The 15,843-nt window shown below is 61.3% G+C and carries 13 protein-coding genes and 1 other RNA gene; 1 reads left to right on the top strand and 13 read right to left on the bottom strand.

Annotated features, from left to right (window positions below):
- Window positions 1–165 precede the first annotated feature (165 nt).
- From ACVWYF_RS14685 to ssrA, 13 genes are all read right to left on the bottom strand, one after another.
- Complete coding sequence (locus ACVWYF_RS14685) at window positions 166–867, bottom strand: ABC transporter ATP-binding protein (RefSeq protein ID WP_457069265.1); 702 nt, start codon at window positions 865–867, stop codon at window positions 166–168.
- A 2-nt stretch (window positions 868–869) separates the two neighbouring features.
- Window positions 870–2,051, bottom strand: coding sequence for a DUF4374 domain-containing protein (locus ACVWYF_RS14680; protein WP_457069263.1), 1,182 nt, complete (start codon window positions 2,049–2,051; stop codon window positions 870–872).
- Window positions 2,052–2,119: 68 nt separating this feature from the next.
- The gene (locus tag ACVWYF_RS14675; protein WP_457069261.1) at window positions 2,120–4,546 is read right to left on the bottom strand and encodes a TonB-dependent receptor domain-containing protein; all 2,427 of its coding nucleotides are present in this window, start codon (window positions 4,544–4,546) and stop codon (window positions 2,120–2,122) included.
- Window positions 4,547–4,652: 106 nt separating this feature from the next.
- On the bottom strand, window positions 4,653–5,003 hold the full coding sequence (locus ACVWYF_RS14670) for a hypothetical protein (RefSeq protein WP_457069259.1): 351 nt from the start codon (window positions 5,001–5,003) through the stop codon (window positions 4,653–4,655).
- Window positions 5,004–5,164: 161 nt separating this feature from the next.
- A complete protein-coding gene (locus tag ACVWYF_RS14665; RefSeq protein WP_457069257.1) occupies window positions 5,165–6,097 on the bottom strand; it encodes a hypothetical protein in 933 nt (310 codons plus the stop codon).
- Window positions 6,094–6,564, bottom strand: coding sequence for a hypothetical protein (locus ACVWYF_RS14660; RefSeq protein ID WP_457069256.1), 471 nt, complete (start codon window positions 6,562–6,564; stop codon window positions 6,094–6,096). Before ACVWYF_RS14660 ends, ACVWYF_RS14665 begins: the two co-directional genes overlap by 4 nt.
- Before the next feature lie 534 nt (window positions 6,565–7,098).
- Window positions 7,099–7,530 (bottom strand): Fur family transcriptional regulator, encoded by a 432-nt coding sequence (locus ACVWYF_RS14655; RefSeq protein WP_457069254.1) that lies wholly within the window; start codon window positions 7,528–7,530, stop codon window positions 7,099–7,101.
- Between the two features lie 207 nt (window positions 7,531–7,737).
- On the bottom strand, window positions 7,738–8,376 hold the full coding sequence (locus ACVWYF_RS14650) for an ATPase (protein WP_457069252.1): 639 nt from the start codon (window positions 8,374–8,376) through the stop codon (window positions 7,738–7,740).
- Window positions 8,373–9,200 carry a helix-turn-helix domain-containing protein gene (locus ACVWYF_RS14645; protein ID WP_457069250.1) on the bottom strand — a complete coding sequence of 276 codons (828 nt, stop codon included), beginning with the start codon at window positions 9,198–9,200 and terminating at the stop codon, window positions 8,373–8,375. The genes ACVWYF_RS14650 and ACVWYF_RS14645 overlap by 4 nt, the downstream gene beginning before the upstream one ends.
- Window positions 9,201–9,202: 2 nt before the next feature.
- Complete coding sequence (locus ACVWYF_RS14640) at window positions 9,203–9,484, bottom strand: helix-turn-helix domain-containing protein (RefSeq protein ID WP_457069248.1); 282 nt, start codon at window positions 9,482–9,484, stop codon at window positions 9,203–9,205.
- 126 nt (window positions 9,485–9,610) lie between these two features.
- Window positions 9,611–11,146 carry a hypothetical protein gene (locus tag ACVWYF_RS14635; RefSeq protein ID WP_457069246.1) on the bottom strand — a complete coding sequence of 512 codons (1,536 nt, stop codon included), beginning with the start codon at window positions 11,144–11,146 and terminating at the stop codon, window positions 9,611–9,613.
- A 356-nt stretch (window positions 11,147–11,502) separates the two neighbouring features.
- On the bottom strand, window positions 11,503–12,759 hold the full coding sequence (locus ACVWYF_RS14630; protein WP_457069244.1) for a site-specific integrase: 1,257 nt from the start codon (window positions 12,757–12,759) through the stop codon (window positions 11,503–11,505).
- A 241-nt stretch (window positions 12,760–13,000) separates the two neighbouring features.
- Window positions 13,001–13,373: a transfer-messenger RNA gene (gene ssrA, locus ACVWYF_RS14625) on the bottom strand.
- Window positions 13,374–13,706: 333 nt separating this feature from the next.
- Here ssrA and ACVWYF_RS14620 point away from each other — a divergent pair.
- Window positions 13,707–15,812 carry a DNA polymerase III subunit gamma/tau gene (locus ACVWYF_RS14620; protein WP_457069242.1) on the top strand — a complete coding sequence of 702 codons (2,106 nt, stop codon included), beginning with the start codon at window positions 13,707–13,709 and terminating at the stop codon, window positions 15,810–15,812.
- Window positions 15,813–15,843: the final 31 nt, after the last annotated feature.

The raw sequence follows: 15,843 nt of genomic DNA, 5'->3' as shown, positions 1-15,843 counted from the left end.
AGGGAAGGAATTGTAGAATGGACGAAACTGAACGGTCAGGCTGAGCTTGTCGAAGCATCTCTACCGCTTCATTGCGGCCGATTGAATTACTTGCGCGGGAGAGATGCTTCGACTGCGCCTCCGGCTCCGCTCAGCATGACGTTCTACTTGTCAATCAGAAAAAAATCAAGCGTGCATGTGCTGCAAATACAGCTCTTCCAGCTCGTTGTAATCCACGCGGCTGGCCTCGAAGGACTCCAACAGTCGGCCGTCTTTCATGATGCCGATGTGGGTGCCCGTGTCGCGGGCGCGGAACAGGTCGTGGGTGGCCATGAGCGTGGCCACGCCCCGCTCGCGCAGGCGTAGCAGCAGCTCTGAAAACTCGTTGCTGGCCTTGGGGTCGAGGCCCGAGGTGGGCTCGTCGAGCAGCAGGGCTTTGGCATCCTTGGCCACGGCCAGGGCAATGCCCACCTTCTGCCGCATGCCTTTCGAATAAGCGGCTACCCGCCGGTTGGCGAAGCCGGCTTGCAGGCCGGCTTCGCGCAGCAGTTCGCCCAGCTCACCCTGGGAGGGCTTCTTTCCGGCCAGGCCGCAGAAAAACGCGAGGTTTTCCAGGCCCGTCAGGTCGGGGTAGAGCATCAGGTTTTCGGGGATGTAGGCCAGAAACTGCTTGGTGGCGTCGCCGTGGGTTTGCACGTCGAGGCCGTTCACGAAGGCCGCCCCGCCAGAGGGCCGCACGAAATCCAGGAATAGGTTGATAGTCGTGGACTTACCGGCCCCGTTGGCCCCCAGCAGGCAGTAGATTTCGCCCGGCCGCACCGTCAGGGTCAGCGGGTGCAGGGCCGTAAAGTCGCCGTAGCGCTTGGTCAGGTTGCGGGCTTCGAGCATGGCTAGTTCACCTTGGCCAGGCCCGTGAGCAGGCCCGGTACGTCCGTCTTCTTGCTGATGGTACCGTCGCTGAGCTTGTATTGGTAGATGCTGTTCTGCGTTTTGGTGTTCACGCTGAACAAGATGTTCTCCGCGTCGAACTTGCGCATCAGCGACGACTGCGAGCCGTAAATCAGGGGCAGGCCGGGCAGCGCGCCGCCGCTGGTTTTGGCGGTCAGGTTCAGCTTGTAGTAGCGGTAGTTGGGGCCGTTGAACTCGTAGGAATCCGTGGGGTCTTCGATGCGGGTGGTGAAGGCCAGGCCGTTGCCGAAGGAGTAGAGGCCCTTGCAGTCCTTGCCGGTGGCGGCTTTCAGGTCGAAGAAATAGGTGGGGTCGAAGCGGGTTTCGCCGGCCTTGATGCGCAGCACGCCGCTGGGCACGCGGCTCGTGCCGTCGCCTTGCACGTAGATGTCGCCGTTGGCATCCTTGCTGAAGCACTCGATGGCCCCGGCCGAAAACACGGTGCCCGTACGCCCATCGGCAATCACTTTTTCCAGCTTGCCGGTGGGCAGGTCAATCACGGCCACGTGGGCCGAGTCGGTGAGCGGGTCGAACGAGCTGGTTTCGTAGTACACGCCCCAGAACAGCTTGGTATCGCGCACCATCGAGCCCAGGTAATACACCCGGCGGGCTCCTGTTTTCTGGAGCTTGGTCAGGTCCACTTCGCCCGTGGTCACGAAGGTGGTGGGGTTGAATTTCACCAGCCGGGCCAGGCCGCCGCCCACGGCCGCATACGCTTCGGTTTCGCTGACGAACTGCACGTCGGAAAAGGTATTGGCCCCCGGCACCACCAGCCGCCCGGCCTCCACGGGCCGGCCCGTGGCGGGGTCGAACGTGTATTTGGTGAGCGTGGCCGGCGCACTGAATTTCGACATATACAGCGCCTGCTTGTAGTTCCACATCGAGGCAAAGCTGGCCTGCTCAAACGCATTCCTGGTGTCCAGCGTGGCCGCATTCAGGTCGGTCAGGCCCTGGATGTAAGTGGTTTGGCTGGGGTAGGCCCCGCCCACGGTGCTCACGGCATAGTTGGTGGCCACGGTGGGCTTGCTGTCGTCGGTCTTGTCTTTGTCGCAAGCGCCAAGCAGCAGCGTGGTAGCGGCCAGCGCGCCGGTCAGAAGCCGGCTTTGAAGAGTAAACGTGTTCATGCTGTTGAAATGGGTAAGGGAAAAATGAGTAATGTTTGTTTGCAGAAGTGGCGAGAAAAGCCGGATGGCTAGCTGCTTTTGCGCAGAAAAGCGCGCAGCTTCAAATGGGCTGAGCGGCCGGGGCGCTGCACGTTGTAATTGTCGTAGGCCGCGGCATCGGCCAGGTTGTGGATTTCGGCGCTCAGCGTCAGCCGCTCGCCGGCCAGGGCGTAGCTCAGGCCCACATTCTGCACCAGCTGGCTCGGGATGTTGGCCTTGGAGGCCGCGAAGCCGTCGGCCCAGTACAGGTAGAAGGCCTGCACGTAGCTGGCCTGCCACCACCCGCTGAGGCGGCGGCCCGCCCCGCCCACGTTGGCCCGGCTGAGTTGCACCTCGGCATTACCGAAGAAGGAGGGCGTGTTGGGCATCCGGGCGTTGAAATATTTGGTATCCGGGTTGCCGCTCAGGTCCGGCGGGGTGCGGCTGCGGATGTCCTGGTACGTCGCGTTCAGGACCAGGCGCAGCGCCGGTGCCGGGGCGTAGCGCACGGCGGCCTCGGCCCCCAGCACCCTGGCCCGCAGCAGGTTTTTGTTCTGGCTGTCGCGGGTAGCGGGGGGCTGGTAAATGATGTCGGTGGCTTCGCGGGCAAACCCGCCGATTTCAACGCCCCACTTCGGGCGGGTGTAATGGATTTCGAGGTTCGCGTTGTGGCTGGTTTCCGCCCGCAGCCCGGGGTTGGCCCGCACCAGTATCCCGTCGCCGAATAGCTCATACTCGTCGGGTAGCCGGGCGGCGTATTCATAGCTGGCCTTGAGCAGCCAGGCCGTCGCCGGCTGCCAGCGCAGGAGCTGGTTGGCCCCCAGCTGCTGCCGGGCCTGCCGGGTTTCTAGGTAGCTGCCGCTGCTCTGTTTGCCAAAGCCATCGGACTGGTAGCCGAAGTATTTTACCGCCGTGCTGCTGCCCCAACGCCCACCAGCCCACTCGTGCTCGTAGGCCAGGCCGGCCACTAGCTTGCGCAGCGTGCTGGGGTCCTGGGCGTAGTCGTGCTCCTGCCGGGCTACCACGATGGCATCGTCGCCCGCCCGCCGGAAGTAGCTGCCCAGCACGTTGGCCACCAGCCGGCGGTTGGCCCCTAGCGCCTGCGTCAGGTTCAGCCGCGCCACGCTGGTGTGCGACGTGAGCGCCAGCAAGCTGCCGATGCCCACCAGCTCGCCCGAGCTGACGGGTTGCCGCTCGATGATGCTGCCATCCCAGTTATACACGTTGCGGCTCGTGTCGGTCAGCGCCCCCCGCACGCGGGTGTAGCCGGCGTAGGCCCGCACGTCGAGGCCGGGCCGCAGGGCCGTTTTCTGGTAGCTGAGCGCCGCGCCCGCGCTGGTTTCCCGGTAGCTGGCCGCACCGTACGCTTGCAGCATCTGTACGTTGTGTTGCAACTGCTTGTCGAGCCCGGCCCCGAACACGGTCAGGGCCAGCTTATCGGCCCAGGGCCGGTCCTGCCAGCCAACTTCCAACCGGCCCAACGCGCTGCCGAACTGGTCGTGAAAGCGCCGCACCGTCTGCTTTACCGGCGTGTTCGCCCTGATAACTTCGGCCTGCACCTTATAGTCGTTATCAGCGTGGTTATAAAAGCCATTGCCGGCCACATAAAAGCCGTTTTGGGGAAACACGTAGCGGCCGTTCAGCGCCGCTTTGTGGGTGTTGAAGGAGCTTAGCTCATAGGAAGCATCCAGGTAGGAGAATTGCTCCCGGCGCGTTACCACGTTCAAAGCCCCGCCCAGCGCGTCGGCCCCCAGGCTCACGGGCGTTACGCCCCGGTACACGTCTACGCGCTCCAGCAGGCTCACCGGCAGCACGTTCAGTCCCAAGCCCCGGCCGTAAAATTCCAGCGGAATGCCGTCAAGAAAAACCCGTACCTGCTTGCCGCCCAGCCCATTCAGCGACAGATTGGCGTTGCTGCCCAGCCCGCCATCCTGGCGAATGCGGATGCCCGGCACCCGGTTCACCATCTCCGTCAGCCCGAAGGCCTGCCCGTAATAAGGCCGCACGTCGAGCACGGTCACGGCCTGGGTGCTTTGGCGCAACGTCGTTGCTTCTGACTGTCCCTGTACCTGCACGTCGCCCAGCTCCTGCGCCACGGCCCGCAGGGCCACCGCCAAGCGCTGCGGCGGCCCCGCTCGCAGCTGCACCCGGACCGTTTCGACGCGGTAGCCCACCAGCCGAACCTCAACGCGGCCCGGACCGGGGCAAGCCGGTAGGCGACAGCTGCCCGCTGCGTCGGCCATAGCCACGGCTCCGGTTTCGAGCACACGCACCGTAGCGCCGGGCAGCGGCTGGCCGGTTTCGTGGTCGGCCACGCGCACGGCTAGCACGAGCGAACAGGCTACGCTAGGCGGCGGGGTGGCTGCCCCAGCACTGGCCTGCCCGTAGGTGGCCGTTGGCCAGCGCAGGGCCATCAACAGCAACGCCAACCGCCAACCGCCTATCTCCCAGGCAGGGAGTGGAAGATGAAAAGACATTTACACAAAAAGGGAGCCGGCGGGCAGCGTGGCACGCTACTCCACCCGTGACGGGTAGCCGCACCAGTTGGCGCGGCTCGTCAGCTGCCCGGCGTGCCACGCCGGGCTATGCCATCGGGGGGCCGCGCAGGGCCGCGCCGCGCAATAGATGCCGGGCCGGGCGCACGGCGGCTAATGCCCGGTAAGCTGGGTAGCGCCGCCGCACCTGCAGCCGGGGCATTTGGGGCGGTAGGGCCGGCTGGAAGGGCGCATCGTAGAGCTGCTCGGCGTGGCAGTGCTGGTGCCGGGTAGATACCTGCGGGTGGGAGGCGTGGGACTTGCGCCCCACCGATGAAGTCGCGGCTTCCACGGTGTGGTGATGGGCGTGCAGACTCAGCACGGCGGCTTCGGGGGCCAGTACGCGCCCCAGCAGCAGCAATAGCCACCATGCCCCCAACCGATTCCGTAAACGCTGCATCCTTGTTTCGTTGCTAAGAGCTCAAAGGTAAACAAGCGGCGCGTATATGCAACAACATTGCATATTAATTGAGGCGATTGTCTCTGGTGAGTGGAGCGCACCGTGAAACCGCTGTAGTAGGCAACGACCCGGAAAGACAAGAGTGCTCCGTCGCAACCGTTCTAACGCGGCAACTCGATGAGCAGGCCGGCGGCCAGCATTTCGCCGTAGGCCGCTTGTTCACCGGGGCCGTTGAGCTGGTGGCGGCCGGTCAGGCCATCGGCACGCTGCCACACTTCTCGGCTGGGGCCGGTTAGCTCGTAGGCTTCGTCGTCCGTGCCGGTCAGCACGAAGGTCATATCCTGGTCCCCGACCACCTTATCCAGCGAAAGCAGCTGCTGATTGCGCAGGAAAACGGGTTCGGCGGGGGGATGCACGGGCAGCGTTTCCCGCTCTTCGTTGTAAAGCACGAAGCACTGCGCCGCCTCCGATTCCACCCGCAGGGTGCCCAGGGCGGGCACCTCCCGCACGTAGCTGGCCGTGGCGGGCTGCTTGCCGGGCCAGTACTCTACCACCCGCACGGGCACCGGCTCGGGGCCGGGATTGGTTATCAAGGCTCGGCAGCCACCCCTAGCCGGCGGCAATTCCGGCTCCAGTTCCAACTGCTCTATCAGGAAAAAATCGTCGTCGGCCGTGCCCGAGTGGCGCACCTGCCCATCCGTGTACAGCTCCGAAAGCAGCGTGTATCGTCCCAGGGGCGCATCCGCCGCCACCTGATACGAGAAGTAATAATGCCGGCCGGTATGCATGCCGCGCAGCATGTCCACTAAAGTAGCCTGCGAATGCCGCCCGCTCAGGTAGCTGGCCAGCACCAGAAGGGGCACGTTTTTGGGCAAATAATGCCCGGCAGCTTCCGCGGCGGGCATGGGTTCGGTGCTCAGGTCGGGCAGGCGGAGCAGGTGGCCGTCGTGCAGCATCGTCAGCTGTCCGTCGGGGGCGCGCACGCCGATGCGGGCGTAGGGGTAGATGTGCGCCTGCGTGAGACCCGTCGTATTGAAATTCCAGTGAATGGTGACCGTGGTACCGCGCCGGGTGCGCTTAGGAAAGATGCTCATGCCTTGCGCAGGGCCAGGAGCCGGGCGCTGCCGTAGCGCTCCGGGTAGTGCTGAAACCATTTGCACACCGTTTCCTCGCCCAGGTGGTCGTAGGTCGCGCCTATCAGCGCCTCCATTTTGGTCAGGTGCAGTTGCTTTACCTGTTCCGGGGCTTGCGCCCGGAGTTGGGCTTGCTGAGCTTTCTCCGTTTTCGTGGCAGGCAGGTGGTGCAGGTACTTCTGAAAATGGGTCTGGCAGAACGCGTGGTAGGCGGGCGTGAAGAGGATGAAATTGTGCCACATCTCGTCGATGATGAGCAAATCATCCGGGATAAAGACGGGGTGCAGCTGGCTCAGGTACAGGAACTTCTTGGTTTCCTGAAAGATGTCCAACGCTTCCGCCTCATCCACCGCCAGCAGGTCCGTAAAGCGGGAAATAACATCCTCGTCCTGGTAAGCCAGGATGCTGGTTAGTTGCGGCGAATCCATAAAAAGGGACTGATGGGCGCGAATGGCAAAAAACGGGTAAGGCCCCGGTAAGGTCCCTACCCGTTCCTTCGTTGCCTACATACCAGCCAGGCAGTGGCCCACGCAATGCACCGAGCCGGCCGGAGCCAGCGCTTTTTGGGTCATGATGCGGGCAATGAGAGCAGCGCGGTTGGTCAATTGTACCTTTTTCATGGTGGTCAGGAAAGAATGTTGGGGTGCCTACTCGGTCAAAGGTTTTCGGCGTCGCCTTATTGTTGCAACAACGGTTCAAATGTATAGGTCTTATTTTATAAATGCAACAATGTTTCGTTTAAGATTTCATGATGATTTGTTGAAATCAAAACTGCTATCGTTTCCAAAAGCTCATATATGCCTTTTTCTTGCTTCATAAAGTAATTTATTGGAACCATTTGCACCGTTAAATGCAACAATGTTTCTAAAAAAAACCAGGGTTGAATTTCTCATTGCCACAAAAAAAGCCGCTCAACTGATGCAGTTGGAGCGGCTGATATTCTGAGCAAATTGCCGGTATGCCTACGCTGGGTGGCAGGCCCGGCACACGCCGGCCAGCAGGTAGTCGCGGGTAGTGGCCTCGAACTTGTCGGGCAGCGTCACGGCCGGAATGGCTACCTGGTTGAGGCAGTAGATGTGCTGGCAGGCCGTGCATTTGAAATGGACGTGGTTGTCGAAATGGGCCTGGGCGCTACACTCGATGGAGCACGCCGCGTACCGGATGATGTCCGTTGAGTCGATGACCCGGTGAATCAGGCCGTTTTCCTCGAACGATTTCAGGGTCCGGTACAGCGTGATGCGGTCGGTGCCGGGGCCGAGCTGTGCCTCAATCTCACCGCCCGACAAGGCGAACGGCGACTCCGCTAGGGCCTGGAGCACCGCGCGGCGCACGGGCGTTTGGCGTAAGGCGTGGTTGGTCAGGGTTTGGGCAATGCGCTCGGCGGGAATGGGCATACTTCAGGAAAATGAGAATAAGCAAGCTGCCTGCACCACAGTGGCAAGCGGAGCCAGCAAACAACTGCAAAAGTAACGAAGTTGCAAAATGCAAAGCATAACAGGTACTGCATTTATTGCAGGCACGGCGTTTTAGCAGTTTGGGGCTCCCCAGAAAACGGGCCAACTGACCAATATAGCAGCTTCCGAATCGCTGCAACAGTTCTGTCAGTGCCGGCGGTCGGGGGCAGTGGCGGGGAAGCTGAGCACGTTGCACATCTCGCGCAAGCGGCTGCGGAGGCGGTCGCCGTAAAGCTGCTCCAGCTCGGGGGCGTTGAGGTTGCTGGTGAGGTGGGTGAGCATTTGATGGGTGACAAACCGGTCGTAGCGGTCGAGCAGGATTTCGGCCAACACGTTGCACTCGTTACCGTAGAGGCGGGCGTTTTGCTCCACGCCCAAGTCGTCGAAGCAGTAAGTGACGGGGTGGCGGTGGTCGGGGCCGTGGCCGGAGCCGTAGGAGCGGTGGGTGAAGGCCTGGGCCCCGTAGCGGTCGAGCACGGCGAAGCCTTCGGTGAGGAAGCGGCGGGCCACATCGCGGGCGGGCACGATGCGGTAGGGGGCGCGGGCGGTGCGCTCGAAGAAGCGCATGGCGGCGGTTTTGCCGCAGCCGACGGGGCCGAGTAGCAGGATACCTTTGGCGGGGTCCAGGCCCTGGGCGGCCTGCGTGGGCTCGTCGGTGGTGAAGTAGGCCAACAGGCGGCGGTAGATGGGTTCATTGTGGGCGTCGAGCTGAAAGCCGGGCACCTGGGCGGCAAAGTGCGTGAGGAAGTGCGCCCACCGCGCTTCAAAGTCGGGGAGCTGGCTCATAGCGGCTCGTGATAATTTTTGGTGCCACCGGAGTGCAAGCGGGTGGCCGCGCCGGCAGCTGGGCCGGACGTGGAGGCTTTGAACCGGTCGGCGTTGAGCAGCCAGTTGCGGGCGGCGGCGGGCCAGTCGGCCATGGCGTGGCGGCCGACGCGCCAGCCGTTGGCTTGGTAGTAGTTGCAGAAGCGGGTGGCTTCGGCGGTGGCCACTGTGGCGGTGATGTCGGGTTGCTCAGCCAAGTAAGCCGTTACCTCGGCCAGGGTGGGGCATTTGAACGCCCCGGCGGCGGCCGGCGGCGCGGGAAGGGGGGGGCGCGCAACGGGGGGGATGGGCGGCGGGACCGCGCCGTTAGGGTCAAGCTCATCTTTCACTTCAACTTCGGACGTGGGCGCGGCGCTTCTCTCCCATTCTATGTTATCATTCTTTTTACCTATAAGGAGTGCCTCCATTTCCGTGAAGGAAATTTCGGGATAGGTCGTGCGGTTTGGCGGGATAGGGGGTGCGGTATTTCGGGCGAGGGTATTCGGAAAACCGGGCGAGGTTTCCGGCCCTTCTAGTGCGGGTTGAAGCTGGCGACGGTTTCCCTTGGTCTGGTCGATGGTGGCCGTGAGGTGGCCGCGCTCGGTGAGCTGCTGAATCCAGGCCGAGATGGTGGCGCGGCGCACCTGATAGAGGCGGGCGAAATAGTCGTTGGTGGCCCAACAGTAGCCACGCTGGGCGCAGAGGGCGGTGATTTCGCCATAGAGGAGGCGGGCGGCGGGTGTCAGGGCCGTGTCGTAGCGCACGGCGGCTGGAATGACGGCGTGGGTGGTAGGCAGCGGGGTCATGCTTACTGGCCCTTCTTGCTGCGGTTTTCCTCGAGCATCTTCAGGATGTCGTCGGACTGGTAGTAGACCATGCCCCCGACTTTGGTAAAAGCCAGCGTGCCATTCACGCGCAGGTTTTGCAGGGTACCGGGCGAGATACCGAGCAGCTCGCGCACCTCGGGCGATTTAAGCCACTTCTTTTGCAGATTGCTGCCAGCTTGGGCGGCGAAAAGCTTTTGCAGCTCCTGGAATAGCTCTTGCTTGAATTCGAGGAGGTCTTCGGGGGTGATAATGCGGGCGGCCATACGATTTGCGGGCGTTTGATGATGCCGGCAAAGGGAGGCGTGGCGGGGATGCGCCGCCAGTTGGAGGGGTGGTGCAACCCCCAACAATCCTGCTGATTTACAGGGAAATAATTTTCACCGGGAGCATTAATTTGATGGGTCGCTGGTGGGCTGCCGCAGGGATTGCAGCATTTTGGCTACCAGTTTCTCCACGGCCTGGCGGGTGTTATCCTCGGCGTTGTAGAAGTTAGTGGCCAGGCTTTTCTCGGAGATGCGCTCCTGTCGGGCGGTGCGGAAGTTGGCAGCCAGCATCCGGAAAAGGTCGCGCTGGCTGGCTTGGCCGAAGACGCCGGCGTCGTAGAGGGTACGCAGCAGCTGGGCCATTTGGGCAACGGACAACGGGGTGAGAATACGAGCGACTTCCGACGCGGCGGCCGGGGCTGGGGCGGTGGTGGCCCGTACCAAGTGGCTGAGGTAGTCGCGCTCGGCTTCGAGCCAATTGAGAAGCTGAGTGCGCAGGGGCGGCAGCAGGGGCATGTAAGCGACTTCGGTAGCTGACTGGAGCTGGCGGTAGCGGGTGAGGTAGCGCAGGATGACGGGCAGCTGGTCGGCAAGGTGGCCGTCGGCGGCTTCGGCTTCGGCCTCGGCGCGCACGTAGTCTTTGACCAGGCGGAAAAATTCGGGGGAGTTAAAATTGTAGCGTAGCAGCAGGCGGCCCAAATTTTCGGGCGTGAGGAGCCAGCCGCGCTGCAGGCGGCCGTGCAGCTCGCGGAGCAGCAGCCGGGGGTAGAGTAAATCCTGGTAGCTGAGGCTGGTATCCTGAACGGTGATGAGCAGGCGGCTCAGGCAGTCCCGGACGGGCGTAAGCAAGGGCTCGGGTAGGCCCTCGGCACTGTGCAGGGCCAGCAATACGGCCGCTAGAGGGGTTTGCACGTCGGTGAGGGCCTGCACCCGGCGGCGGTATGAGAGCGGTGTGGTGAGGTTGAGGTGTTCTGGGAAGCTCTGCTCAAAATAGGCCAGCAGCTTTTCCACTTCCACATACAGCAGTTGGTGCACCTCGGCCAGCGAATAGAGCTGCGGGGCACCGTAGCAACTGGCACGCCGGGCGGGTTCGAGCTGCTGCTGGGTGTGGGTCAGTAAGTTTTGCAGCGTGCGCTGGTGCTGCTGCACGTAGCGCGTGACGGCCGCTGCATCCGGGCACAGCAGGGAGCAGGCGGGCAGGGCGCGGTGCAGGCGGGCGGCCTCGTCGAGCAGTTGGGTATGGTAGTAATAATAACGCGCTTTGGCGGGCGGCAAGCTGTCAAGGCTGCACGCGGCCGTCAACTCCAGAAAGAAATGGTCCGCTACCTGGTGACACGTCGCGTCCTGCAGCTCGGGCAGGGAGAGGCCGAGGTGGGGTAGCGCATCGGCCAGTAGCAGACCGAGGGTGCGCGGCTCGGGCCCGGTGGGGACGGCGGGCAGGCCCGGCAAGTCGTTGAGTTCGAGAAATACGAATTCGTCGTGGCGCTGGTAGGTGAATTCGCCGGGTACCGGGCTGCAGTATTGAATCTTAAAGTGCCGAGCGTAGGTACCGAACCGTTGGCGCAGAAAGTCGTGGTGGGTGGGTTGTTCGGGGAAGTGAAAGCTGGTAGGGGATAAATCACCGGTGACCAGCCGGGTTAGCAAGTCGAGTTCGTAGGGCACTTCAAGCAGTAGATTACGGTTTGTGTCATAGGCAGGAATAGTAACACAAGCGTAACATGATGGGTTCAGGCATTTGTTTTTAGCAAATGGGGCTACCGAAAACGTCGTTTTGGCAATCAGTTAATTGCTACATTCAGCCTCAACAATTTCACTTACCCGCGACATAGCATAACTGCTTCGGCGTGCTTTACCAACCCCGCCAGCAGCTAGCGAAATGTGAGGTCCTGAGCGGGCTGGGTGAGGGTGATGGTCCTGGTGTTTGTGTCTAGCAGGTCCGTTACCAAACCCGGCCGTCAACGGCACCTAATGATGATTTGAGAGGTGCTTCCATATGCGGATTCTATGGGTAATTACGCTCATGTGCCTAACAGGCGCACATTGTCGGCTGATTTGCTATTGCCATTCAGCCGCTCTTCCAGCCGGTCCATGTCTTCACCGACCTTGTGCTCCACCACTTTGGCGTAAATCTGCGTCGTGCGCAGATTCTTGTGGCCAAGCATCGAGCTGACGGTTTCGATGGGCACCCCGTTGGTGAGCGTGACCGTGGTGGCGAAGGTGTGGCGGGCAATGTGAAAAGTCAGCGGCTTGGTTATGCCGCACATATCAGCCACTTCCTTCAAGTAGGCATTCATTTTCTGGTTGCTCTTCACCGGCAGCAGCCGCTCTTTGGCCAGGCACTCGGGGTCCTGGGCATACTTGGCCAGGATGGCCAGTGCCGGCGGCAGCAGCGGCACGTTGGAGCGGGTTTCAGTTTTGATGCGCTGGGTCATTATCCACTTCTTGCCGTTGATGCCGGTCAGGATATGGTCAGGCGTGAGCTTGAGCACGTCGGCGTAAGCGTAGCCAGTATAGCAGGAGAACACGAAGATGTCGCGCACTTCATCGAGCCGACGGATGGAAAACGGCTTTTCAACCATGCGCGCCAGCTCCTCGGTAGTGAGAAATTCGCGGGTGACCTCCCGAATGGAGTGCTTGATGCCCACAAACGGATTCTTGTCGAGCCATTCGTAAGAGAGGGCCAGCAGCACCGTCTTTTTGAGGTACTTGATATAATTCATCGACGTGTTGTGCTGGATGCCCTCCACAGTCTTGAGGAAGTGCTCGAACTCGGTGATGAAGCGCCGGTTGAGCTGGTCGAGGGGCATATCGGCACGCTGGTACTGATGCTTCATGAACAGCTTCACCTTTTTCAGGCCCACCCGGTAGCGCCGGAGTGTGGCCGGGGCGTAGTCGGTGCCGACGCGGGCGGCCACCTGCTCGTTGTGGTAGTTCAGCACCTCCATGATGGATTTGGAAGGGGCTATCTTATTCAGAAACGTATTCTTCAGCAGCTCCGCGGTCACGGGCTCGTCGCCGCTGAGGAGTTGATTGAACTGCTTGTTGAGCTTCGCCCGGAGCGTATCGAGATAGGTATTGAGGGTGCGGGCATCTTCCTTGGTACCCTTCGCTTTGCCGGCTTCCGTCTCCCATCGGCTGGGGTCCCAACTGCGCTTGGCCGATATTTCTACACGCTGGCCGCCGATAGTAACGCGAAAGAAAATCGGAGCCAGCCCGGTAGTATTATCGCGCTTGGCTACTTTCAAGTAGTTGAGGACCGTAAGCGAATAACTCATGGAGAAAGAGTTGTGCCTTCGAGTTTTTCGAGGGCTATTGTACGATAGTATCTCGAATTGATACCTCTGATTTAATGATGCTTACCAGTATTTGAAGGGACCTAAAGCAGGCGTTTGAAATGCAGGTCCCTCGCCAGGTCCCGTACACAACCAGAAACCTCGAATGACTTGGGTACAAAGTAAAACAAAAAAGCCCCAAATCATACGATTTGAGGCTTTTTGTTAGTGTCTGCTAATCAGACTGTGGAGATGCAGGGATTCGAACCCTGGTCCAGACAAGGAAATCAACGTGCTTTCTACGTGCGTATCCAGACTTGGATTTTCATGGTATTCCAGGCGTCAGTCAGGCCTTTGAAATCCCCCTAGCTGCAGTTGGTTTTCGCCCCCGAGTCACAGCTCCTCGAAGGCTATTTTCTACTTACGACGCTCCGAACTCCCAGGTGTAGAAACTTACCCAGGCGGAACGATGGCAATTACCTAATTCTGAACTAGGCAGCCATGGCGTACGAGTAGTCGCCAGTTGATTGTTGATAGATTTTTTGACAGGAGAGCTTCCATCAACTCCTGGCACGCTTACCCGTAATTTGCGCAAGCTGTCAATTCCGGTCATCCCCAAATGGTAAAGAACGAGTCCCGATTGTCCGGTTAAGGCCAGACGGGCCACGAAGGTACGCGGTGAAGTTGAAACGATGGGGGAGAAGGGAAGGTTTCCGGCGGGGCAGGTGTTTGTTAGGAGGGAAAGAAGGAAGCGCTGGAATAAAAGTACGGTCATGCTGAGCGTAGTCGAAGCATCTCTACCGCTTCGTTGCAAGCAGTGAATTAGTTACGCGGTAGAGATGCTTCGACTGCGCTCAGCATGACGTTCCGGTAATGCTCTGATAAGCCAAACCTGCCTTCCACCCGCTTCCAAAGCCGCCCATTTCTGGGTAACTTTGTAGATAGAACTTATGGATAATTTCGTCGTTTCGGCCCGCAAGTACCGCCCAGTCACGTTTCGCAGCGTAGTGGGGCAGCAGCACGTCACCACCACGCTGCAAAACGCCATTCAGAGCCACCACCTGGCTCAGGCGTTCCTGTTTTGCGGCCCGCGCGGGGTGGGCAAAACCACCTGCGCCCGCATCCTGGCCAAAACCATCAACTGCACCAACCTCAGCCCCGAAACGGAAGCCTGCGGGCAGTGCGCGTCCTGCGTGGCCTTCCAGGAAAATGCCTCCTTCAACGTGCATGAGCTGGATGCGGCCTCTAACAACTCGGTCGAAGACATCCGCTCGCTGGTGGAGCAGGTGCGCTACGCTCCGCAGGCCGGCAAGTACAAAATCTACATCATCGACGAAGTGCATATGCTCTCGAACGCGGCCTTCAACGCCTTCCTGAAGACGCTGGAGGAGCCGCCGAGCTACGCCATATTTATTCTCGCCACCACCGAGCGGCACAAGATTATTCCCACCATCCTGTCGCGCTGCCAGATTTTCGATTTCAGCCGCATCAAGGTGGACGACATGCGCCAGCACCTGCGCTACGTGGCCACTCAGGAAGGCATCACCGCCGAAGACGACGCCCTGCACCTGCTGGCCCAGAAAGCCGACGGCGGCCTGCGCGACGCCCTGTCGATGTTCGACCAGATGGTGACCTTCGGCGGCAACAACCTTACTTACAAGGAGGTGGTGCAAAACCTGCACATCCTCGATTACGACTACTATTTCCGCCTCATCGATGGCCTGTTGACCGAAAACCTCTCGGCCGCCCTGCTTTTGCTCGATGAGGTGATGCAGAACGGTTTCGACCTGCACAACTTCGTGGTAGGCACCGCCGAGCACCTGCGCGGCCTGCTGGTGTGCAAAGATGCCGTGACCGTGCAGTTGCTGGAGGTTTCGGATGGCATCAAAAAGCAATACGTGGAGCAGGCCCAGGCCGCGCCGCTGGCCTTCCTGCTCTCCGCCCTCAACCTCATCAGCCAGTGCGACCGCGAGTTCAAGCAGGCCAAAAACCAGCGCCTCCACGTCGAACTGGCCTTGATGAAGCTGGCTTATCTAAACGGGGCCGTGCAGTTCGTCCGCGAGCTAAGCCCTGCCAGCAACGGCGAGGCTAAAAAAAAAACTAGCGGCCTAAGCAGCGACGAAGCTCCAGTTGCCGCTCCGGCCAGCAACGGCCATATCCAGCCTGCGCTGACAGCCTCTCCAACGGGCACTATCCCAGCAGCAGCAAATGCTCCGGTTTCGGTCGCTTCCTACGCTGCTCCAGCTGCTTATGCCACTGAGTCGCCGGCCGCTCCCTACCATTCTACGCCGCCCCCGGCTGCCGCGCCCGCTCCGCTGCCCATGCCCGCCGGTGCGCCCGTCGCCACCGGCCCGGCCCCGGCCGATGGCCCCGAGCCGCTGCCCGTCGAGAACGGCGTGGAGGAGTTGCACGACACGCCCAGCATCGAGGCCGACCCGGCCGCCGCCATCACCGAGCGCCACCAGATGCGCGACACGCTGCCGCACGTTGAAATCGGCGTGCCCAGCTTCGAGGGCATCGAGCCCGCCCCGCGCCCGTCGCCGGCCGCCGCCTTCTCCAAAATCCCCAGCCTGGCCAGCAAGATTCCCAGCCTGAAAGACCTGAACAGTCGCAGCGCCGCCGCCAGCCAGTCGGCCGCCGCTAATGCAGCGGCTTTGGCCGAGCCGCAGTCGACCAGCGGCCCGCTGACAGCCATCGAACCCGCGCTGCTACAACGCGTTTGGAAGGAAATAGCCGAGGAGCGCCGCGTGCAGGACCGCATGAGCGAGTACTGGGTGCTGAACCGCCCCGTCACCGCCAACGCCGAGCACAACATTGAGCTGGCCGTCGATAACCCCATCCAGATTGACCAGTTCAACGAGATGCGGGTGGAATTTCTGGCTGACCTGCGCCGTCGCACCGGCCACCCGCGCCTCAACGTGCAGCCCGTATTGACGGAGGCTGCCCCCACGGCCAAGCGCCTCTATACCACTTCGGACAAGTTCGAATACCTGGCCGAAAGATTCCCCGCCTTGCGCGACGCCAAGCAACGTTTGGGTCTGGAAGCCGACTATTAAGTAAAAGTGGCTGAGCCCCAAAGCCGCGTGG

It is taken from the genome of Hymenobacter sp. UYAg731 (genome assembly GCF_054061335.1).
This window is presented reverse-complemented; position numbering and strand designations above follow the sequence as displayed.